Origin of the sequence: Chryseobacterium populi (genome assembly GCF_000282115.1) — a bacterium.
GTDB classification, from domain to species: Bacteria; Bacteroidota; Bacteroidia; order Flavobacteriales; family Weeksellaceae; genus Chryseobacterium; species Chryseobacterium populi.
The window spans coordinates 135,945-156,833 of record NZ_AKJY01000002.1 but is presented as its reverse complement, the minus strand read 5'-3'; the positions used below and the strand labels follow the sequence as shown (position 1 = coordinate 156,833).

The following is a 20,889-nucleotide window of genomic DNA, read 5'->3' as shown; positions in this document are numbered from 1 at the left end:
CTAATATTGCTTTTCAACAATTTTTTGTGCCGTCAATGCAGCATTGTCAGGATCTTTGTCTGCGATATACTGATAAAGGTCGGTATGAATTTTCTGGGAAGCTTTGAAAGAATCTGTACTGTTGTTATGGCTGCTTTCATAAGTTCTCAGTACATGTTTGCTTGCTATTTTATAGATTTCTTTCAAAAGGGGATTCCCACAGGCTTCTGCGATGGCAACGTGAAAATTAATGTCGGTCTGGTAGCACTCCAATGCCTGGTTTTCTTCAGCCAGTTTAGCCCTTAAATCCAGATAAGATTTGATGATCTTTAATTCTTTCTTTGTATGATGAATGGCTGCCCTTGCTGCAATTTTTGCTTCAAGAAGAGACCGTACTTCAAATACTTCTTCAATCTGGGCTCTGTTCATCCGGGTCTCCAGTGATTCCTGAATATTTTTAGAAACCACAAATGTTCCCACTCCTTGTTGAACGCTCAGTATTCCTTTGATCGATAGTATTTTTATGGCTTCACGAATGCTGGAACGCCCGACACCATACATTTTCATGAGCTCTGGTTCGGTAGGAAGTTTTCCTCCGATGGCATATTCATCATTGATGATCCCTTCAGCCAGCCTTTCGGCTACTTCCTGGGCCAATGTTTTTCTTTGGATCTGTGTCATATACATCTTATCATCTGATGAATGCAAAGATAGGGTATTACACCCTGTTTTACAAGTCTCATTTGAAATATTTAAAATGATGAAACAATTCATCCGTTTTTTCTGAATCCTGATTTTCTGAATTGGGGTGTTTTATCATTTATTCACTTTAATTGAAAAAAAAATTCAATATAACGGATAAATTTAATACTTCTTGTCAGAAATTTCAGTCATAAATATCTGTTTACAAACGTTGCTGTTCATCCGTTTTCTGCTTTGTTTCTCTGGCTTTTATGGTATTCTTTCCAAAGTTATATTTAAAACTCAACCTGAACCGCTGGGTATCTCCATAATAGGTATAGTAATTATTCTGGTCTTTATAGAAGGAAGTCACTTTAAATTTCTCCCCTCTGTAAATATCCTGCAGACTTAAAGTGATTTCTGCCCGGTCTGCAAAAAGTTTCTTTCTCATTCCTAAACTCAAGTTGCTTGTACTTCCTGCTACTGCCGGGCCTTGTAACCTTGAGGTGTTGAACATAAAATTAATATCAGCGGTAAGCCCGGATTTTTTACTGAGTGTAAACTGCATATCTGCACTGCCATTGGCTCCCCATTTCTGTTTTTTAAGCCGACTGCCGTCGCTGAAAATAAAATCATTCAATTGAAGGACAGGCCCGCCCTGAAGATTGACAGACCACCACGGGGCAGGATCAAAAGAAGCACTAAGACTGAGTCCGGAATAATCATTACCCGGAATATTGGTTATTTTCTGAATCAGGATGTTGTTTACATTATCCTGGATCGTAAGCTGTGAGGTCGGATTCTTCTCGTGGATATAATAAAGCTCGGCAGCATATTTATTTTTATAAGAATACGTCATGCTCAATTGATTAGAGATTGCAGGTTTTAATTCAACATCACCAATGAGGTAAGAATTGGGACTGAAATAAGATTTGGAAGGGTTAAGATAATTATAGACAGGGCGGGTGATTCTCCTTCCATACGAGAAACTTAACTGATGATTTTCCGATAATTTGTCCTGTATAAACAAAGTAGGAAAAATGTTAAAATATCGTTGCACATTTTTCTGCTCAGGGTGAATAGAACTACCGCCAACAGAGGTTAATTCTGCTCTGAGCCCGGTCTTGATGCTCCAGGATTTCCAGTCTTTTCCTGCACTTACATAGCCTGCCAGCACTTTTTCATCATATCTGAATATATTGCTTAAAAGTGGATCGTTATTCAGTTCTCCGTTAATATCCCTTAAAAAGTCCAGGTTGTTTACTGCTTTTACCAGGCTGTATTTTAATCCTGTTTCAAAATTGGCCCATTGCTTATTGGTACTATAATCCATCTGGGCGGTAAAAATCCGGATATGCTGTTCATTGCCTGTCAGAAACCTTTGGGACCGGGGATCTATCATAAAATAATCTGTTTTTACGTCCTGGCTGGTTTCATAATGATAGTCGGTGTAGGCAGCTGAAGTGGTAAGCTTTTCTCTGGAAGAAGAACGATGTTCATATTGTACATTATAATTAATGGTAGAATTTGGAGTCTGCCGATTGTTTTGAGTGACAAAATAAGACTGAAGATTCTTGTCAGCAGTATAAATATAAGTAGGAACATTATAAAGCGCATGGTTCTTTTGGGCAATATACCCATCTGCCCCAAGGCTTAAAGTATTCAGGCTGTCAATTGCATAATCTGCATTAAACCGGTAAGTGTGTTCAGCATCACGTTTGTTCTTTCTGTGAAGAATATTTTCCCATTGCTGGTGTTGTTCAGGGTAATTGATGACTTCTTTAATTTCATTATAATAAATACCTGTTCCGAATTGATAGCTTCCGGATAAAGCAAACTTTCCTGCTTTGTAATACTGGCTGATCCCTATGTTTTCACGGGCATATATTCCCTGTTCGTAACCGATGTTTACAGAACCTTTATATCCTTTGGTCCTATTCATTTTCATTTTAATATTGATCACCGCACTGCCGGAAGCTTCATATTTGGCCGGTGGGCTGGTAATCACTTCGACGGATTTAATGTCAGAACCATTCATATTTTGCAATAAGGATTTAAGCTCTTCTCCAGTAAGGGAAACTCTTTTATCATTAATGGTTACGATGATGGACTGGCTGCCCCGGACAGATAATTGATCAGCCGAGGTTTGTACATTTGGGGACCGTTTTACAATTTCCCAGGCATTGCTGCTTGATAAAATAGTGTTTTCCACATTGAATTCAATACGGTCTGCTTTACGGATGATTTTTGGTTTTTTATATTCAAGGGCCAACTCTTTTAGCTCGGTTGTTTTGACGGTATCCGGCTTGGTTTGGGCAAAAGAAAGATTTGATGCCAACAGGGCAATGCTGAATAATAGAGAGAGGATTGTTTTCACAGGATGTTTATTTACAGCAAAAGTAGATGATTGGCTCTCTCATTTGGGTTAATGTCCGGTTAATGAAGTGTTAAAGCAATTCAAAACTAAAATATCAAGCATTGATCTTAGTATCTTTAGCCTGTGAAATCAAAAATAAAATATCTGATCTGGAACTGTGTGCTTGTCATATTGGCAATGACTGTTATGCAGGGGTATTTTATTTACAACACTTTTATGCTGAAACAAAAGCAAGCCCAGGCTTCTGTGCGGGTTGAACTCATTAAAATGGAGGATAAGATCAATATCAATGCTCTGCGAAGTGAATTGATCAGGCATATGGATCAGCTTACAAAAACAGATCAACGCGAGAAGATCAATGATGCTGTTTTGCTTAAAACTGCTGAAATTTCAAAAAGAATAAAAGACTATATCAGCCATAATCCAGTGTTATCAGAATATAATACTGCCTATTGCGTGACGGTAAAGTATGCAAAACTGACCTCGTCAGCTTCCGCTCCACCTTTGATTATAAAAGGTAAAACCTGGTTTGGAAATGGGAAAGAGCTGGAAAATCCACAAATTATTCATGACATGACTTCCCATGTAGATGGTGAAACGAGTGCTTTTGTAAAAGAATTTACCACACAATCCAATTTCAGTATCAACGATTGGCAACGGAAGATTTTTGGACAGATGCTTGGGTTGCTTTTATTTTCTGTATTCGTATTCTGCCTGTTGATTTTTCTCTTCTACTTTTCCATAAGGAGTTTAATTAAACAGAAGAAAATTGCAGATATCCAGACTGATTTTATTAATAATATCACCCATGAGTTTAATACCCCATTAGCTACGTTGGGTGTTGCTATCAGAACGATTCAGGAGCAGGCCGGGCCTGACGAAAATATCGCGGTTGATCATGCAGTACATATTGCTCACCGCCAGCATCGCCGTCTTAAAAAACTTATTGATCAGGTGATCATTCATGCTTCGGGGCCGGAAGATATTGTACTAAAAAAGGAGAAAACAGAAATGCCCGCATTTCTTTCACAGATTGTTACAGACTTTCAGACGGTTTATCCTTCAATACCATTGGATATTACAGTAGGGGAGAGAAAAGCCGAATTGTATATTGACCCGTTTCACCTGACTACTGCGATTAATAATATGCTGGATAATGCAGTTAAATATGGAGCCCGGCAAATTAATATTTCAGATAAAGTTATGGAGAATAAATATATCTTAACCATTGAGGATAACGGGATAGGTATAGCCGGAAAAGATCAGGAAAAGATTTTTGATAAATTTTACAGGATAGAGAAAGGAGATATACACAACACCAAAGGTCTTGGGCTCGGGCTTTACTACACTAAGGAAATTATTTCTGCCCATGAGGGTGAAATTACCGTTTCATCCCTTTCATCAAAAGGAAGTATATTCACCATTTATTTGCCGCTGTCATGAAACACATTCTTTTAGCTGAAGACGACTATGATTTTGCAGATATTCTAAAACAGTATCTGGAACTTGCAGGATTTAAAGTAAGCTGGAGCCCGGATGGCCTTGAAGCATTAAACTTCTTAAGATCCACAAAAGCAGATCTGTGTATTCTCGATGTGATGATGCCGGTGATGGATGGTTTTACACTGGCCTCGGAAATTATCCAGGTATTTCCGGAAATGCCTTTTATTTTTCTGACAGCCCGTAATCAAAAAGAAGATAAGCTGAAAGGATTGAAGCTTGGAGCTGATGATTATGTGGTAAAACCGTTTGAGGCTGATGAGCTTGTCCTGAGAATCCGGAACATTCTGAAACGCAATGAGCCTTCAGTTTCCAAGGCTACCCCGGAAATAATACCGGTAGGATCATATATTTTTGATTATAATAATCTTCTGCTCAGACACAAAGATACGTATATAAGGTTAACCGAAAAGGAAGCCATGCTTTTGCTGTATCTTACACAAAACCCCAACAGGATCATAAAGCGTGAAGAAGTTTTGTTACAGATTTGGAAGAGCGATGATTATTTTTCAGGCAGAAGCCTTGATGTTTTTGTAAGCAGGCTACGGAAATATTTGAATGCAGATCCGAGGATCGAAATAGAAACCATCCGCGGGATGGGATTTGAATTTCATTTGAGGAATTAATAATTATTGCAGTAATGAAAATTATAAGCTGCAGGAGAGATAAAATTAATTTTAAACAGTTTTAAATAAAAAATAACCTACTAGAAATAGCAAGTTATTAAGTAGCCCGTAGGGGAATCGAACCCCTCTTACCAGAATGAAAATCTGAGGTCCTAACCGATAGACGAACGGGCCATCTACCAAACTGTAAAATGCATTACAGGGTTAGTGTTTTGTTTTATAAGTTTACAACTCTTATTTAAACTATCCGGTTAAATAGTTTAAAGTGTGTAGCCCGTAGGGGAATCGAACCCCTCTTACCAGAATGAAAATCTGAGGTCCTAACCGATAGACGAACGGGCCGACTATACTATTACGCTAATTTATTAACGTGCTTAGTTAATTTACTTTTCAAGTTAGCCGCTTTGTTTTTGTGGATAATATTTTTCTTAGCTAACTTATCCAACAAAGAGATTACCTTTGGCAACTGCTCAGCAGCAGCAGTCTTATCCTCTTCATTTCTCAATACTTTCATTGCTGTTCTTGCAGTCTTGTGGTAGTATCTGTTACGAAGTTTTCTAGCTTCGTTTTGTCTAATTCTTTTTAGTGCTGATTTATGATTTGCCATATCGTTCAAATGTGAGTGCAAAAGTAAAAACTTTTTTCTTATCTGCAAAATTTATTTTCAAAAATTTTAATTTTCTTCAGATAAATATTTCCTGAGTTTATCTATTGCTTGTTCTATTTTTAAATTTTCTTGTTCTTTATCTATTTTCCTGATAATATTTTTCAACATTATCATCGCATTGTTCCATTCTCCAGTGGTATTGGTGAAGGTAAGTCCGTCAATTGTTACTTCAAAAGCTACCCTTTCTCCGGTCCTGTAAAGCCTGAAACTTATTTTTTCATCTCTGCCTGTTATCCCATCTTCATTGATTTTTAAATCGTAACTTTTTGGGTTAGAGTGGATTTTCTTAAAAAGCAATGTCGCTTCTTGTATTTTTAAATCCGGCATGATATAAATTTGGTAGCCTATAGGAGAATCGAACTCCTGTTGCAAGGATGAAAACCTTGAGTCCTAACCACTAGACGAATAGGCCAAATTTTGAGGTTGCAAAAGTAATGATTAACTTCTGAACTTCAAAATTATTTTTTGAGTTATTTGTAAACTTTTTGAATGACCGTATTCTTAATGCCTTTAGCCTCAATGCTTTTCTGTAACTTTACAGCATCTTCCAATGTGTAAACTTTTCCATAGGTATAATAGAAAACTCCACTGTCCTTATTCCTTTCAACATCTTTCAGAGTCTGTAAAATAAATGAATTGGCAGTAAGCTTATCACCGACAGCAACTTCAATGGTATAAAACCCTCCGGAGCTTAATTTCTGATTGGGCATAAACCCTACCGCAAATGCATTTCTAAATCCTGCATCCTTAGCCGTTTTAAGGTTGATATCTTTTACAGAAGCCATATTTGTCACACCATAATAATATTTGTACTGCCCGTTTTCTTTGATCGGAAGAATATAGTTTAAGCCTTTTAAAGCAGGATCTCCGTCATTAAATTTAGTAGGTGAGCTCATCAGCAAGATTCTGAAATCATTCTTTAAAGGAACTTCTGCCGGTTTTTCAGGCTCAGGCTTTTTAATGGTGGCAATTACGCCGCCGGATTTCCTGTCGACTGCTTTTTTATAATCAATAATAGCATTGTAGATGCTTTCTGCAATTTCCTGCTGTCCTTTCTCGGAAGCGAGGTAATGGCTTTCTTCGGGATGGTTGATGAATCCTGTCTCTATAAGTACTGAAGGCATTGCATTCATACGGAGAACGTGTAAGTTTTTTTGAAAAACACCCCTTGAAAATCTTTTATCCTTGTTTACAAAATTGTCTTCTACCAGTCCGCCCATAAGAAGGCTTGATTCAAGATATTTACTTTGCTGAAGTTTTAGGGCAATTAAAGATTCCGGTGAATTTGGGTTATAAGATCCAAAGGTTTGTTTATCTTTTTCATCCAGAAAAATTACATCATTTTCTCTTTTGGCCACCTCCAGGTTTTCATCATTTTGGTTCGGCCCCTGCACATAGGTTTCAGTTCCGTATGCGCTGGATCTTACTGCAGAATTGCAGTGCACAGAGACAAAAAGGTCTGCTTTACTTCTGTTCGCAAGATTGGTTCGGTCTGAAAGAGAAGGGTATTCGTCATATTTACGGGTATATATTACTTTGAAATCTTTATTTTTTTCAAGCATATTACCAATTCTTAACACAACAGCAAGCGTCACATCCTTCTCTGCTATTCTTCCAATATCGCTATAAGTTCTATTGGCTCCATGGTCACCCCCCCCGTGTCCGGCATCTAAAACGACTGTGAATTTCTTTTGGGAAAAAATAAAGTTGCTTAGAAGAATAAGGAGAAATGATAAAATTATTTTAAAATTTTGTTTGTACATCTTACAGTTTTAAAAATTATATTAATTTTGAGCCTTAATTATATAGAATAAAAATTGGCCAAAACCGTCATCAAAAATATATTACAAATTTTAATTATCCTAATTTTTAACAATTTTTTAGCACAGAAAACGCCTGAAAAATTGCCTGAAAATAAGGTAATCAATGATACTATTCCCAAAAAGGATACCATAGTTGCGAAAAAAGAAGCCCTGGATGATATTCTTCAGACAAAAGCTGACAATATCCGCAGAGACTTTCCTAAAAAAATGATCTACCTGAACCAGAATGCTCAGGTAAAATACCAGGATATGCAGATTGATGCAGATTATATCTCCATTGATGAGCAGAAAAATTTAATCTACGCAAGAGGAAAGCAGGATTCCCTGGGAAAGAAGATCATAGAACCTGTTATGACAACACAGGCAGGAAAGAAATATGAAACCGACCAGTTTAACTATAATTATAAAACAAAGCAGGCTATTGCCTATAATGCACGCACTGAGGAAAGTGAAGGGGTAATCATCGCCAATAAAACCAAAAAATATAATGACTCTGTCTTTGCAATGAGACATGCCTTATATACTACCGATGAATATTTTCTGAAGAAAAAAGATACGGTAGCCGATTATCATTTACTGGCATCGAATATTAAACTGGTAAAAACAAAAAACAAATCACAGATCATTACCGGGCCGATACAGATGTATATAGAGCAGGTTCCGACCCCTCTGATTATGCCGTTTGCTATTTTGCCTTTTTCCGATAAAAGATCAGCTGGTATTTTAATCCCGAGTTTCGGGGAAAGACAGGATGTGGGGTTTTTCCTTAACGGGATAGGGTATTATCAGCCGATAGGGGAGCATTTTGATATGAAAGTTCTTGCCGATATTTATACGAAAGGAAGCTGGAACTTAAGGCCTGAAATGAACTATGTAAAAAAGTACCGCTATTCAGGGAATTTTTCTGCAGATATCGGAACTACTATAAGGGGAATCAAAGGACTCGATGATTATTCCAAAAGCAGCACTTACCGGATCGCCTGGAGACATACACAGGATGCAAAATCAAATCCCTTCCTTACATTCTCTGCTTCGGTTGATATTGTAAGTAATAAGTTTTATAACAATACAATCAACAATAATTATATATTCAACCAGAATGTACTAAATACCCAGCAGAACTCTACCGTAACCGTTACCAAAAGGTTTCTGAAACTACCGGCTACGATTACGGCTACTGCATCGTATTCCCAGAATTTTGCGACAGGCCTGTCTGATTTACGCTTGCCCCAGATGAATGTTGCTATCAACCAGTTTTATTTATTAAAATCAAAAACAGGGGTAAGACAGGGATTGCTTGAAAATATTACAGTAAACACGGGATTGAATTTAACAAACTTTGTAACGACTGATGAGGGAGAACTATTTACAGCTGCCATGTGGGATAAGCTACAGACAGGTCTTAAAAATAATATTGCTTTAGGAACGAATACTACGGTAGCTAAATATTTTACATTCAGTCTAGGGGCGACGATCGATAATGCTTTAACGACAAAAACACTGACAAGATTTTATGACCCTGTGAGCAATAAAGTAGTTGATCAGACCAACAAGCAGATCGCAGGGTATTCTACCTTTTCAACAACAGCGAGTTTGCAGACTACATTGTACGGAATGCTTAACTTCAAAAAAGGTGCTGCGGTAGAAGCGATCAGGCATATGATGACGCCAAGTATCGGGTTTACCTATTCACCGGATTTCGGCGGTTCCCAGTTCGGGTACTATAAAAATTACTATGATGCCAATGGTGCATTAACCCCGTATTCTATTTTTGATAAGGGAATTGTAGGTTCGCCGACAAGCGGTATGGTAGGGGCTTTAGGTTTCAATATCGGAAACAATATTGAAATGAAGGTGAAATCTAAAAAAGATTCTACCGGAGTGAAAAAGATCAAAATATTCGAATCCCTGAATCTTTCCGGAAGTTACAACTTCGCAGCGAAAGATCACCCATGGTCTATTATTACCCTTAACGGGCAGTCTTCTTTCTTTGAAAATAAATTAAGCGTCAATACAAGTTTATCCTTAGATCCGTACAGGATTTTATTTATTCCGGGATCTGATACAGGGATCAGGACTGAGAATTTCGGACATTTCAGTGTACAAGGTTTCAACATCCAGGTTTCTTATCCTTTAAGCAGTGAGATTTTTGGAGAAAAAACAGATTACGCCAAGAAATATAAAGCGAAGGGGGAAATAAGGAATGAAAATTATTATTTTGACGATGATAATTATGCCCACTTCGACCAGGCATGGACATTAAATGTGAATGCAAACTATGCCTACTCAAAAAGCCTTTCACGTTTCGGCAATAAAATTGCTTCTGTAGGATTAGACGGAAGTCTTAAGCTCAGTCCTTTCTGGAATATCAACGGAAGTACCCACTATGATATGATCACAAAGCAGCTTGCTTATACAAGAATCGGTTTTGCGAGGGATCAGCGAAGTTTTACGATCAATTTTAACTGGGTTCCTTTTGGGCAGTATAAAGTGTACGACTTTTTTATTGGGATAAAAGCTAATATTTTAAGTGATGCGCTGAAATATAAAGACAGAAGTTTCACACAACCGAATGCTCCTTTCTAAGTAAGATTGATATTTGTGAATATAAATTTTATATTTGCACCCAAAATAAATTCTAATGAAAAAAATAATCAACACAGTGAATGCTCCTGCAGCAATCGGACCTTATTCACAAGCAAACCTTGCAAATGGTGTTTTATACATCTCCGGTCAGATTCCTGTAGATCCTGCAACTGGTAAATTGGTAGAAGGAATTGAAAAAGAAACCCATCAGGTTATGAAAAACCTTGAAGCTATTCTTACAGAAGCGGGAATGACTTTTAAAAATGTGGTGAAAGCAACGATCTTCCTTAAAAGTATGGATGATTTTGCTGTGATGAACGATATCTACGCATCATATCTGGATGCTGAAAGCTATCCGGCCCGTGAAACGGTACAGGTTTCTTGTCTGCCTAAGAATGTTGATATTGAAATTTCGATGATTGCACATCAGGATTAATGAGTTTTATAAGAAATACATTAGCGGTGTTGGTGGGCCTTGTCATTGCAGGGCTTATTATTACTCTTGGGATAAGGGTTTTTCCGCAGTGGGTTACTTTTGAAGCTTTTGCTCCCTTTGAGCACTGGCAGAGATTCCTTTACAGCATGAAAGATGACGATGCTTTCTTTGGATTCTTATTATTTATTTCAGGTTTAGGAACTACTGTAGGAGGTGTAGCTACAGCAATTATAGTAAAGTATGCTAAAGTGGCTTATGCTATCCTTATCGGCTTTATAATGCTGTTTATCGCAATGCTGGATGTTATTGTTTTTCCTTATCATCCCACGTTCTACAAAATATCTATATTTCTCACCTTTTTCCCTTTTTCCTGGATCGGCGGTAAGATTGTAGAGATAATTTATGAACGGAACAAGAAAAAAAGAATCGCTGAAAAAATGAATAAGCCATAAATAAAAATAACAAAAACGCTGCAAATCCTGCAGCGTTTTTTGTTGATATAAAGTTTAATCAAATTGATTAAGGCATTTTGAAACCTTTCGTATACATTCTTCCGTATTCATCTATAAACTTCACCTGTACATTTCCCTGGTATTTATCCAGGATTTTTTCAACATCTTTTTGTGAATTGACAGGCTTTCCGTTGATTTCTATAATAATATAATTGTCTACAATACCTATTTTTGCCATCTCGCTTCCTTCAGATACATTCTTTGCAATGACACCGCTGTTAAGGCCATAGCTCGTTTTAAACGATTCATTCAGGGGATCAAAGTCAGCACCAATTTTTTCAGATACGCTAAGGTCATCTTTTGTTCTTGTAGAAGTTCCTCCTTTCTGGTCTTTTAATGTTACGGTAGTCATATTTTCTTTGCCATTTCTGGAATAGGTAACCTGTACTTTATCACCAGGGCGCTTGCTTCCGATAGACATGGATAAATCAGCGAAATCTGTTACAGCAACATTATCTATTTTAGTGATGATATCACCTGCTTTAAGGCCGGATTCTTCGGCTCCGCTTTTCTCTCCAAATCCTGTGATATATATTCCGGAACCGGCTTTAATGCTCGTTTTTTTCTGCATATTGTACGCAGCAACCTGTTGATCATCTGAAAGGTCTAAAGAAGTTACCCCTAAGAATCCTCTCTGCACTATTCCGAATTTCTTGATGTCTTCAACAATTTTTCTTGCCAGGTTAGCGGGAACGGCAAATCCGTACCCCTGATAATATCCGGTAGTCGACTGAATGGCAGAGTTGATACCGATAAGGTCTCCGTTGGTATTTACAAGCGCTCCTCCTGAGTTTCCGGGATTAATGGCAGCATCCGTCTGAATAAAGCTTTCAATAGGGTTGGCTGCTTTACCCTGAGATCCTAAAATACCGATTCCTCTTCCTTTAGCAGAAACAATACCTGCCGTAACAGTTGAGTTTAATCCCAGCGGATTTCCTACCGCAAGAACCCATTGTCCCACTTCAATATTGTCGGAATTGGCAAAGTTCAGATAAGGTAGCCCTTTTTCTTCGATTTTTAATAACGAAATATCTGTATTAGGGTCGGTCCCGATTAAAGTTGCGATATAAGCTTTTTTGTTACTTAATACAACTTCAAGTTTATTGGCACCTGCCACTACGTGATTATTAGAGATAATATATCCGTCAGGAGAAATGATTACACCCGAACCCATTCCTGAAGGCATATTGTCAGGCATCTGCTGTTGCTTCTGCCTTTGCTGGCCTCTGCCTCCGCCAAACGGGTCTCCGAAGAAAAAGTCAAATAAATCCTGCTCTGATGCCCTGCTTGAGCTCTTGGACTGGTAATTTTTGATGGTAACTACTGCCGGAACTGTTGTTTTGGCAGCCTTTACAAAGTCATCTCCGGTTGTGGCAGCATTCATCCCAACAAAAGAAGCGTTGGACGATTTCGTAAAATAAGATTGGTCTGCATTATCGGAGTTATGACCGAAATATTGTATTGTACCTACAGTAGTAGCTCCTGAGATAACTCCTACTACAGCAAAGGGTAATAGTTTTTTTAAAGTACTCTTCATTGTATATCTTTCTTTATTATTTATGATTTTTTGTTTTACAGTACACAAATTTAATACTTAATGAGTATGCAATTTATATGCTGTGTTTCAATTTTAACTAAAATTTAACGGGAATTAGATCATTTTATAAATTATGTCATAATTGTTAAGAACGAAGTTAACAAAACTTAAAAAAATATTAAAAACAATGTGACAAAATGTAAGATGAATTTATGTAGTGAAAAGTTAAATTAATTATAGATCAAATAAAAACTAAAGCCTGTTATTGGACGGATAAATATAATTAATAGGAAAATGATTATCTTTGCAAAAATATTTTTCTCACTTAAAACGTTTATAGCATGCAACTGTATAACACCTTAAGCGCAGAAGAAAGAGCTCAACTTATTGATGAAGCCGGTAAGGAACGCCTTACATTGTCTTTCTATGCGTATGCCAAAATTGAAGACCCAAAAAAATTTCGCGACGAATTATTTATAGCCTGGAACGCACTCGATGCCCTCGGCCGTATCTATGTTGCCCATGAAGGGATTAATGCTCAGATGAGTGTTCCTGCGGATCAATTTGAGGCTTTTCGCAATACGCTGGAAGCCTATGATTTTATGAAAGGAATTCGGTTGAATATAGCTGTTGAGCAAGACAATCATTCTTTTTTAAAGCTGACCATAAAAGTAAGACATAAAATTGTCGCTGACGGTTTAAGTGATGACACTTTTGATGTGACCAATAAAGGAATTCACTTAAAGGCTCAGGAATTTAATAATTTACTCGAAGACCCGAATACGATCGTAGTCGATTTCAGAAATCACTATGAAAGTGAAGTAGGACATTTTGAAGGTGCCATTACTCCGGATGTAGAAAACTTCAGGGAAAGCTTACCTATTATCAACGAACAATTACAGGATTTCAAAGAAGATAAAAACCTTTTGATGTACTGTACAGGTGGAATCCGTTGTGAAAAAGCCAGTGCTTACTTCAAGCACCAGGGTTTTAAGAACGTTTATCAATTAGAAGGCGGAATTATTGAATATACACGTCAGATAAAAGAAGAAGGTATAAAAAGTAAATTTATCGGTAAAAACTTTGTATTTGATCACCGGTTAGGGGAACGGATTACAGATGATATTATTTCGCAGTGCCATCAGTGTGGCAAGCCTTGTGATAACCATACCAACTGTGCTAATGATGCCTGTCATTTATTGTTTATTCAATGTGACGAATGCAAAGCTGCGATGGAAAACTGTTGTTCTGCAGAATGCCTGGAAACGATTCATTTGCCTTGGGAGGAGCAGGTAAAATTAAGAAAAGGATTACAGGTCGGAAATAAAGTTTTCAGGAAAGGAAAATCAGATGCCCTGAAATTTAAAAGCTCCGGTGATTTACCCAATAAACCTTTGGCGAAGGCTGAAACAAAAAGTATCCGCCAAAAAATAAATATAAAAAAAGTTTTGATTGGAAAAGCAGAACATTATTATTCAAAATCAAAGATTGCCCAGTTTTTAATTGAAAACAAAGAGCTTTCAGTAGGTGATAAAGTATTGATTTCGGGTCCGACAACCGGTGAGCAGAAACTTATAATTACTGAGATTTATGTAAACGGAGGGCCTTGTGAAACTGCAAAAAAAGGAGATCAAATTACGTTTGAACTGCCTTTCAGAGTTCGTCTGTCTGACAAATTATATAAAATTACGCAGGCTGAAAATGATAAGTAAACGTTAGAATTATTTCTCTAAAATGATATAATCAAATGCTAAAAGCTGAGCTGAGAAAAAAATATATACAAAAAAGAAAAACCTTGTCCCATGATGAGGTTTTCTTGTTATCGGAGAAGATTTCGGATCATTTTATCAGTTATTTCAAACCTGTAGCTGGCCAGAAGGTGCATATCTTTATTCCTATTGATAAGTTTAATGAAATAGATACCCGAATTTTTATCCGATATTTTTTTAAGCATAATATCCGGGTTTTTGTACCGAAGGTCATTGACAGGCTGATCTCCGTAGAGATTTTTGAAAACACAATATTCAAAACAAGTACCTGGGGAATATCCGAGCCTTTATCTGATGATGATTCCGGAGAGTTCCATTTTGATTATGTGATCACCCCTTTACTCTATTGTGATAAAAAAGGAAATCGGATAGGGTATGGAAAAGGTTTTTATGATGCTTTTTTTGAAAGCATCTCTTCAGATTCCAGGAAAATCGGGATCAATTATTTTGGTCCTGATGAAATAATTGATGATATCTGGGAAAATGATATCCCGCTTGATTATCTGGTGACCCCTGTTGAAGTACTGTCTTTTTTCACGGGAGTTGAATAGAAATTCACAAAATAAAATTTGAATTCCTTTTTAAATTTTATAGGCTTTGAAACAAGGGTATACTGTGCATTTTTTTCAAAACTTCCTATAGACTTATTTTTGTCGTCAAAATATTCCACATTGAATTTCGCAAAATCCAGGGTATCCTGTTTGTAAGAATCTTTATATACCTGAAGGTTATTTACCTTTACACTTTTTACTTTTAGGCTGTCAAGTTCCCGGAATAGTTTTCTGAAAGTAAGACTGTCGGGCTTATGAAAATAGCTTTCCATCTGAGAAAAGATAACAGTATCAATTTCCGTATTTCTGTTTCCTGATAAATACAGGGTTGATAAATCCAGCAATTCCTGTACTTTTTGACGGGTAATGGAATTGATGGCCTGCATGCTGTCCATCTGTACCGCAGGATAGGATTTTGTATTGTTGCTGTTTCTTAATTTATCCAGATCGCTTACTTCTGTCTTTTTATTATTGCAGGAAACAATAGCAATAAAGAATATTGCGACAATTAATAAACTATTTATTATTTTCATCAGTACTTGCAATTTTAAATTTGATCGATATGATTTTACCTTTATTATCTTTTTTCATTTCTATTACACTTAGATTTTTCAAAGAAGTCGTTGGAGTGGTTACCAGTGTAATATATTTTTGTTTGTCTAAAGTTTCTATTCCATAGGTATTATTGTCATACACCTGATAGATAACTGCATTATTGCTGATTAAGTTTTCCAGCTGCTTCCTCTTCTGCTTGATAAGGTTTACCTGTTCTTCTTTTGGAGCCCCTTTTACATCTTTAATGGAGAAGTAATAAGCCGCCATTTTATAATCATCAGGCTTCAGTTCTATCATTTCCTCTTCCGGTGCATTCTCAAGGCTTCTGTTTACTTCAAGATATTCATAGAACGGACCACTGATCTGCATTTTCAGGTTTTTATCTTTTGTGGAATAATAAAAGCACTCACCCGGTTTTATTTTATATAACAGCGGAGATTCATTTTCTTTAATCACCTTAATTTCCAGAGTATTGATCACTGAAACACCTCTGTCGGCATCCGTAAAACAATATTTATATTTTTTTAGAAAAATTTCATCTTTAAAACCCAGCACGACTGTAATCACCACTAAAATGAAAGTAACAATAGCCCAGGCATTCTTTTGAATGAATTTTTTCTTAGAAGATGACAGGTTATTTTCTGAATTTTGATCTTGAGTGGTTTTTTGTGTAATTATTTGATTTTCAGTACTTGATTTTTGTAAATCAGTATTTTTGTGTGCTTTTAAATCTGTTTTTTGAGGTTCGGGCTCTGATTTTGGTAATTCGGGAGAAAAAGCAACAGTTTCTTCTAATTCTTTCAGTTCATCTTCGCTCAGGTCTTTCTCATCCAATAACAATTCTCCGGCAAAAAGATGTTGTTTTTTGAATTCGTACCATGAATCGTAACCTGCATAGATACTCAATAAATTGAGCATATCAATTCTTGGTAATTTGGTGACCGGTGAGTTTTTGAAATAAGTATAAAATGATTTTTCGCTGATGTTTCCTTTAGCCTTTTTTCGAAGGTCTTCCTGAAAATATATAATATCTATACCCTTCCATTTTGAAATTTCATCATAGGAAGGGGTGTATTCTTTTAAATATTGAGCCTGTACGTCCTTTTTTAGCTGCTCAAAATGTAATAGATCTAAATCTGTCAATTTTTAATTAAGTGGTTAAATTGTTGATTTACAGTTGCGTTTATTTGTAAAACTGTTTTACAAAGGTATTACAATTATTTTTCATAAACAAATTTCTTATCTGCTCTACCTTTGTCTTGTTCAAATAACAGAACAAAAAGAAAAGTTTAAAAAACAATATTAACAAAATTAAATTTAATTTATTATGAAAAAGTCATTATTCGTAGCTGCTATCGCTGCAATCTCTCTAGTTGCTTGTAAAAAAACTGAAGCTACTGCTACTGAAGGTGGTGCTGATTCAGCTGCTGCTGCTACTACTGATTCTGCTGCTTCTGTAACTGATTCAGCTGCTAAAGTAATCGATTCAGCTGCTACTACTGCTGTTGATGCTACTAAAGATGCTGCTGCTGCTACTACTGCTGCTGGAGCTGATGCAGCTAAAACTGCAACTGAAGGAGCTGCTGACGCTGCTAAAGGTGCTGCTGATGCTGCTAAAGGAGCTGCTGATGCTGCTAAAGATGCAACTAAAGAAGCTGCTAAGAAATAATTTTAGCTTAAGCTTGAAAAATAAAAGAACCGTTTCACCCAGTGAAGCGGTTTTTTTATTCGTTAGTATTTCTAAGACTTCTTCTGTCTTAAAGACTCATAGCATGTAATCGCTACTGCATTGCTCAGATTTAATGAGTCAATACTTCCGGACATAGGAATCAGGGTATTCTTTCCTTCTCCAATCCAGAACTCACTTAAGCCCGAATGTTCTGTTCCGAATAAAACGGCTGATTTCTGAGTCAGGTCCCTTTTATAAAGATCTTCGGCATCTACATCCATAATGGTAGTATAAATCTCGAACCGGTTTTTCTGTAAAAAATCCAAGGTTTCCGGATTCTCGGCCTGAAATACTTCCATTCCGAAAAGGCAGCCTACACTTGAACGGATCACATTGGGATTATAAAAATCAGTTTTTGCATCAGTTACAATCAAAGCATCGATCCCAAATGCTTCACAGCTCCTTAGAATAGCGCCCAGATTTCCGGGCTTTTCAACGCCTTCAACAATAATTACCGTTGAATTGGGTTTTGGCTTGAATAAAGAAAGATCCGCTTCTTTCGTTTTATAGACGCCGATGATTCCTTCAGAAGTTCCGCGGTAAGCAATCTTTTCATATACTTTTTGGTTTACATTGTGTATTTTACCCTGTTTTGGAAGATTTCCGCTGAAAATACTTTCGCAGATATAAAATTCTACAGGTTCAAAATCATATTGCTGAGCCCTTTCATTTTCCTGCAACCCTTCTACTACAAAAACATTTGATTTTTTACGGAATCTGTTGTCTGTAAGAAGCCGGGTAATATTCTTTATTTTTTCGTTTTGAAAACTTTCTATTAGCATTCCGCAAAATTATGCAAAATTATGATTAGGTTTCTTTACTTTTACGAAAAAGCTGCCCCGGCCAATGGCCGGGGCAGCTTTTTGAATTATTTTATTCTTCTGAAAGATCCAGAGAGATCTGTGAATTGTCAATTAAGCTCTGCGGAAGGTCTTTTTTATTTTTAATTCCCAGAGATTTCAGTTTCTGAGTCTGGGTCACGAGATTATCATTTCCTGTAGATAATTGTTTATAGGCGTCATTATAAACATTTTTCGCCTGGTCAAGATTCTTTCCAACCTTTTCCAGGTTTTCCACAAAACCAACAAATTTATCATAAAGTTTGGCTCCTCTGTCTGCAATCTCCATCGAGTTTCTATTCTGATATTCACGTTTCCAGAGATCGGCGATGAGCTTTAAAGAAGTGATTAAATTACTTGGATTCAATAATAAAACCCTTCGTTCGTAAGCATAATTCCAAAGATTCTGGTCAGCCTGCATGGCTGCAATATAGGCCGGTTCGCTTGGAATAAACATCATGACAAAATCCAGAGACTTTCCATAATCGTCGTAGGCTTTCTGACTAAGCTGGGTGATGTGGTTTTTGATGGATGATAGATGCTGATTTACTTTAATGATATAAATATCCTGATCTGTTTCATCTACCAGCTCTGTAAAAGCAGTTAATGAAACCTTAGAATCGATGATCACATTTCTTTCATCCGGATATTTTACAACGGCATCAGGGCGCATTTTCTTTCCTGAAAACTCTGAAAATAAGGCTTTATTATCTTCATCACGAAGCTCATGTTCAAGAAAATATTCCCTGCCTTTTACCAGGCCTGATTTTTCAAGGATACTTTCAAGAATCATCTCACCCCAGTTTCCTTGCGTTTTGCTTTCGCCTTTTAAAGCTCTGGTCAGCTTTTTGGCATCCTCGGAGATCTGCTGGTTGAGCTCTGCAAGTTCCTTTACTTTTTCAGCTAGTGAGAAACGTTCTTTATTTTCCTTTTCATAAGCTTCATTAACTCTGTTTTTCAGATCTGAAATCTTCTCCTGGAAAGGTTCTAGGATGGTTTTAAGATTATTCTGATTAAGAGTTGTAAATTTCTCTGTTTTTTCCTCCAAAATTTTATTGGCTAAATTTTCAAACTGGAGTTTTGCACTTTCCTGAATTTTGGTGATTTCTTCTTTCTGGGTTTCAAGGGATTTCTGCAAACTTTCATTGATGGCAGACAATTCGGAGTTCTTGGCAAAAATATTTTGTTTTTCTGTCAGAAGCGTTTCAATCTGGGTGGACTGTTTGGTGTTGATCTCTTTCTGTTCCTGAAACTGGGTGTTTAACGATGAATGTTCTGCCGAGATTTTTGCAAATTCATTTTTCAGATCATTTAGCAGGTCTGATTGCTGCTGATTCAGCTCTTTTTCGTTGTTGATATTTTGATTCAGCTCCTGGATTTTCAGGTTTGAATTTTCCAGGTCTGAGTTATTTCTGATATGTAAATTATTCAGTTCGTCATAAGAACTTCTTGAAACCATCGATGATTTCAAAACAAAATATAAAATTATTGCCCCGAGAATTCCTCCGGCAATAAACCCGATAATTAAATAGGTCATCTCCATCTTACAAAATTACAAAAAGAAAAACGGTTTTGCTTTACGGGAAACCATTAAATCCTGATACATTTTAATATTCAAGAACATTTAAACATTCTTGGTTCCCGATAAAATCTCAATATTTTTCACCACATCGTTACTCTCACATTTTTTCAATTCTTTGGCTAGAGTAGGAGTGAGGATTCTTGGATTCAAAATTTGTGAAGCTACTTTTGCAGCGGCATAATCTACAATATTAATAACGGAGCTTCTCAGAAATAGAGGCGTATTGGATGCAATAACAGCTGTTGCCCAGGATGTTTCCCTTGCTTTAGATATTGCAAAATCTAAAACTATATTGTCTTTTCCGCTTGAAATTTTATCGATCAGATCAACAGGATAGCAGATTTTATTTAAAGAATCCTGAACTTTCTGATTAATGGAAGCAATAACATTATTGATGTTTCCAAAATCTTTTTTGAGCGGATTGATCTTTCGGTATGGCATTATGGTAGCCGCCGAAATCCCTAAATCTAAGTTGATATGAGCATTCATTCCGAGGAAAATATGCTGTAAGATCAGAAGGTTTTTATTTTTTGTTGCTTCAAAAGCAAGATACCAGGAATTGGTACACTTTTTACCTTTGCTGTAACTGTCCCATGCTTCAAGATATCTCTGGGCAAAAGCAATATCGAGAAGTATCATTCGTGGATTATCTTCAAATTTTTTCTGTTGAATTCCTTTCAAAACCTGTGCGGTCATGATCCTGTAGATACAAGCAAAATATCCTATGGGGCTTTGGTTTTCTTTGCTCCAGAGGATGATCTCATCGAGCTTTTTTAAGACTTCATCTATGGTTTTCATGGTGTGTTTAGTTTGTTTAAATATAATAAAAAACCTCGTTATCATAACGAGGTAATGTATTCATAAATATTTGATCTTTAGGGTTGTATGTCAATTGGGCCAATTGGACCTTCAATTAACGGAGGTTGACAAAACCCGGTATTGATCATACAGGTTCCACCCATGCACATATAGCCGGTCATAGAAGATGTTCCGTCCGGGCACATAATCAGAGCTTCGCCATAACGGCTGCATTCTCTGTCTGAATAGCAATCAAGGGCAGGATGCAGATCTCCACCCATTACATTTTTGAGTTCTTTTCTTGAAAGTCTTGTTAGGTTTGTTTTTTTCATGGAATTAATT

Annotated in this window: 20 protein-coding genes and 3 tRNA genes; 8 read left to right on the top strand and 15 right to left on the bottom strand. The window is 36.7% G+C overall.

Features of this window, described 5'->3' with window-relative positions; genetic code table 11:
* Together PMI13_RS00820 and PMI13_RS00815 are read right to left on the bottom strand one after the other, a co-directional pair.
* Nucleotides 1-660 carry a FadR/GntR family transcriptional regulator gene (locus PMI13_RS00820; protein ID WP_007839634.1) on the bottom strand — a complete coding sequence of 220 codons (660 nt, stop codon included), beginning with the start codon at nucleotides 658-660 and terminating at the stop codon, nucleotides 1-3.
* Between the two features lie 223 nt (nucleotides 661-883).
* Nucleotides 884-3,037 (bottom strand): outer membrane beta-barrel protein, encoded by a 2,154-nt coding sequence (locus tag PMI13_RS00815; RefSeq protein WP_007839632.1) that lies wholly within the window; start codon nucleotides 3,035-3,037, stop codon nucleotides 884-886.
* A 123-nt stretch (nucleotides 3,038-3,160) separates the two neighbouring features.
* Here PMI13_RS00815 and PMI13_RS20445 point away from each other — a divergent pair, with 123 nt between their 5' ends.
* Nucleotides 3,161-4,480 carry a sensor histidine kinase gene (locus PMI13_RS20445; RefSeq protein WP_156104406.1) on the top strand — a complete coding sequence of 440 codons (1,320 nt, stop codon included), beginning with the start codon at nucleotides 3,161-3,163 and terminating at the stop codon, nucleotides 4,478-4,480.
* On the top strand, nucleotides 4,477-5,163 hold the full coding sequence (locus PMI13_RS00805) for a response regulator transcription factor (RefSeq protein ID WP_007839628.1): 687 nt from the start codon (nucleotides 4,477-4,479) through the stop codon (nucleotides 5,161-5,163). Before PMI13_RS20445 ends, PMI13_RS00805 begins: the two co-directional genes overlap by 4 nt.
* A gap of 102 nt (nucleotides 5,164-5,265) precedes the next feature.
* On the opposite strand, the gene PMI13_RS00800 is transcribed toward PMI13_RS00805, so the two are convergent.
* The 6 genes from PMI13_RS00800 to PMI13_RS00775 all read right to left on the bottom strand — a co-directional run bounded on the left by PMI13_RS00800 (nucleotide 5,266) and on the right by PMI13_RS00775 (nucleotide 7,593).
* Nucleotides 5,266-5,337 (bottom strand) — tRNA-Glu (locus PMI13_RS00800).
* A gap of 96 nt (nucleotides 5,338-5,433) precedes the next feature.
* A tRNA-Glu gene (locus PMI13_RS00795) sits at nucleotides 5,434-5,505 on the bottom strand.
* A gap of 10 nt (nucleotides 5,506-5,515) precedes the next feature.
* Nucleotides 5,516-5,770 (bottom strand): 30S ribosomal protein S20, encoded by a 255-nt coding sequence (gene rpsT, locus PMI13_RS00790; RefSeq protein ID WP_034669460.1) that lies wholly within the window; start codon nucleotides 5,768-5,770, stop codon nucleotides 5,516-5,518.
* Between the two features lie 66 nt (nucleotides 5,771-5,836).
* Entirely contained in the window at nucleotides 5,837-6,157 is a 321-nt protein-coding gene (locus tag PMI13_RS00785; protein ID WP_007839618.1) for a hypothetical protein, read from the bottom strand.
* 10 nt (nucleotides 6,158-6,167) lie between these two features.
* Nucleotides 6,168-6,242 (bottom strand) — tRNA-Glu (locus PMI13_RS00780).
* 58 nt (nucleotides 6,243-6,300) lie between these two features.
* Nucleotides 6,301-7,593 (bottom strand): N-acetylmuramoyl-L-alanine amidase family protein, encoded by a 1,293-nt coding sequence (locus tag PMI13_RS00775; protein ID WP_007839616.1) that lies wholly within the window; start codon nucleotides 7,591-7,593, stop codon nucleotides 6,301-6,303.
* Between the two features lie 54 nt (nucleotides 7,594-7,647).
* Between PMI13_RS00775 and PMI13_RS00770 the strand changes: the two genes are divergently transcribed.
* Genes PMI13_RS00770 through PMI13_RS00760 form a run of 3 tightly spaced genes read left to right on the top strand, consistent with a single transcriptional unit; the run spans nucleotide 7,648 to nucleotide 11,127 of the window.
* Entirely contained in the window at nucleotides 7,648-10,239 is a 2,592-nt protein-coding gene (locus PMI13_RS00770) for a putative LPS assembly protein LptD (RefSeq protein WP_007839614.1), read from the top strand.
* A 55-nt stretch (nucleotides 10,240-10,294) separates the two neighbouring features.
* Nucleotides 10,295-10,675: a RidA family protein gene (locus tag PMI13_RS00765; RefSeq protein WP_007839611.1), complete on the top strand. Its 381-nt coding sequence runs from the start codon at nucleotides 10,295-10,297 to the stop codon at nucleotides 10,673-10,675.
* Nucleotides 10,675-11,127, top strand: a complete 453-nt coding sequence (locus PMI13_RS00760; protein WP_007839609.1) for a hypothetical protein — start codon at nucleotides 10,675-10,677, stop codon at nucleotides 11,125-11,127. The genes PMI13_RS00765 and PMI13_RS00760 overlap by 1 nt, the downstream gene beginning before the upstream one ends.
* A gap of 67 nt (nucleotides 11,128-11,194) precedes the next feature.
* Here PMI13_RS00760 and PMI13_RS00755 read toward each other — a convergent pair whose 3' ends face one another.
* On the bottom strand, nucleotides 11,195-12,724 hold the full coding sequence (locus PMI13_RS00755; RefSeq protein ID WP_007839602.1) for a trypsin-like peptidase domain-containing protein: 1,530 nt from the start codon (nucleotides 12,722-12,724) through the stop codon (nucleotides 11,195-11,197).
* Between the two features lie 341 nt (nucleotides 12,725-13,065).
* On the opposite strand from PMI13_RS00755, the gene trhO reads away from it, so the two are divergent.
* The gene (gene trhO / locus PMI13_RS00750) at nucleotides 13,066-14,436 is read left to right on the top strand and encodes an oxygen-dependent tRNA uridine(34) hydroxylase TrhO (protein ID WP_007839592.1); all 1,371 of its coding nucleotides are present in this window, start codon (nucleotides 13,066-13,068) and stop codon (nucleotides 14,434-14,436) included.
* Between the two features lie 35 nt (nucleotides 14,437-14,471).
* Complete coding sequence (locus tag PMI13_RS00745; RefSeq protein WP_007839589.1) at nucleotides 14,472-15,044, top strand: 5-formyltetrahydrofolate cyclo-ligase; 573 nt, start codon at nucleotides 14,472-14,474, stop codon at nucleotides 15,042-15,044.
* On the opposite strand, the gene PMI13_RS00740 is transcribed toward PMI13_RS00745, so the two are convergent.
* Together PMI13_RS00740 and PMI13_RS00735 are read right to left on the bottom strand one after the other, a co-directional pair.
* Nucleotides 14,993-15,577 (bottom strand): hypothetical protein, encoded by a 585-nt coding sequence (locus PMI13_RS00740; RefSeq protein WP_007839587.1) that lies wholly within the window; start codon nucleotides 15,575-15,577, stop codon nucleotides 14,993-14,995. The genes PMI13_RS00745 and PMI13_RS00740 overlap by 52 nt on opposite strands.
* Entirely contained in the window at nucleotides 15,561-16,742 is a 1,182-nt protein-coding gene (locus PMI13_RS00735; protein WP_007839585.1) for a hypothetical protein, read from the bottom strand. The genes PMI13_RS00740 and PMI13_RS00735 overlap by 17 nt, the downstream gene beginning before the upstream one ends.
* A gap of 184 nt (nucleotides 16,743-16,926) precedes the next feature.
* On the opposite strand from PMI13_RS00735, the gene PMI13_RS00730 reads away from it, so the two are divergent.
* On the top strand, nucleotides 16,927-17,268 hold the full coding sequence (locus tag PMI13_RS00730; protein ID WP_007839582.1) for a hypothetical protein: 342 nt from the start codon (nucleotides 16,927-16,929) through the stop codon (nucleotides 17,266-17,268).
* A 71-nt stretch (nucleotides 17,269-17,339) separates the two neighbouring features.
* On the opposite strand, the gene PMI13_RS00725 is transcribed toward PMI13_RS00730, so the two are convergent.
* The 4 genes from PMI13_RS00725 to PMI13_RS00710 all read right to left on the bottom strand — a co-directional run bounded on the left by PMI13_RS00725 (nucleotide 17,340) and on the right by PMI13_RS00710 (nucleotide 20,879).
* Complete coding sequence (locus tag PMI13_RS00725) at nucleotides 17,340-18,110, bottom strand: TrmH family RNA methyltransferase (RefSeq protein ID WP_007839580.1); 771 nt, start codon at nucleotides 18,108-18,110, stop codon at nucleotides 17,340-17,342.
* 91 nt (nucleotides 18,111-18,201) lie between these two features.
* Entirely contained in the window at nucleotides 18,202-19,710 is a 1,509-nt protein-coding gene (gene rmuC, locus PMI13_RS00720; protein WP_394330325.1) for a DNA recombination protein RmuC, read from the bottom strand.
* A gap of 81 nt (nucleotides 19,711-19,791) precedes the next feature.
* Complete coding sequence (locus tag PMI13_RS00715) at nucleotides 19,792-20,547, bottom strand: DUF5995 family protein (protein ID WP_007839575.1); 756 nt, start codon at nucleotides 20,545-20,547, stop codon at nucleotides 19,792-19,794.
* 77 nt (nucleotides 20,548-20,624) lie between these two features.
* On the bottom strand, nucleotides 20,625-20,879 hold the full coding sequence (locus tag PMI13_RS00710; protein WP_007839573.1) for a hypothetical protein: 255 nt from the start codon (nucleotides 20,877-20,879) through the stop codon (nucleotides 20,625-20,627).
* Nucleotides 20,880-20,889: the final 10 nt, after the last annotated feature.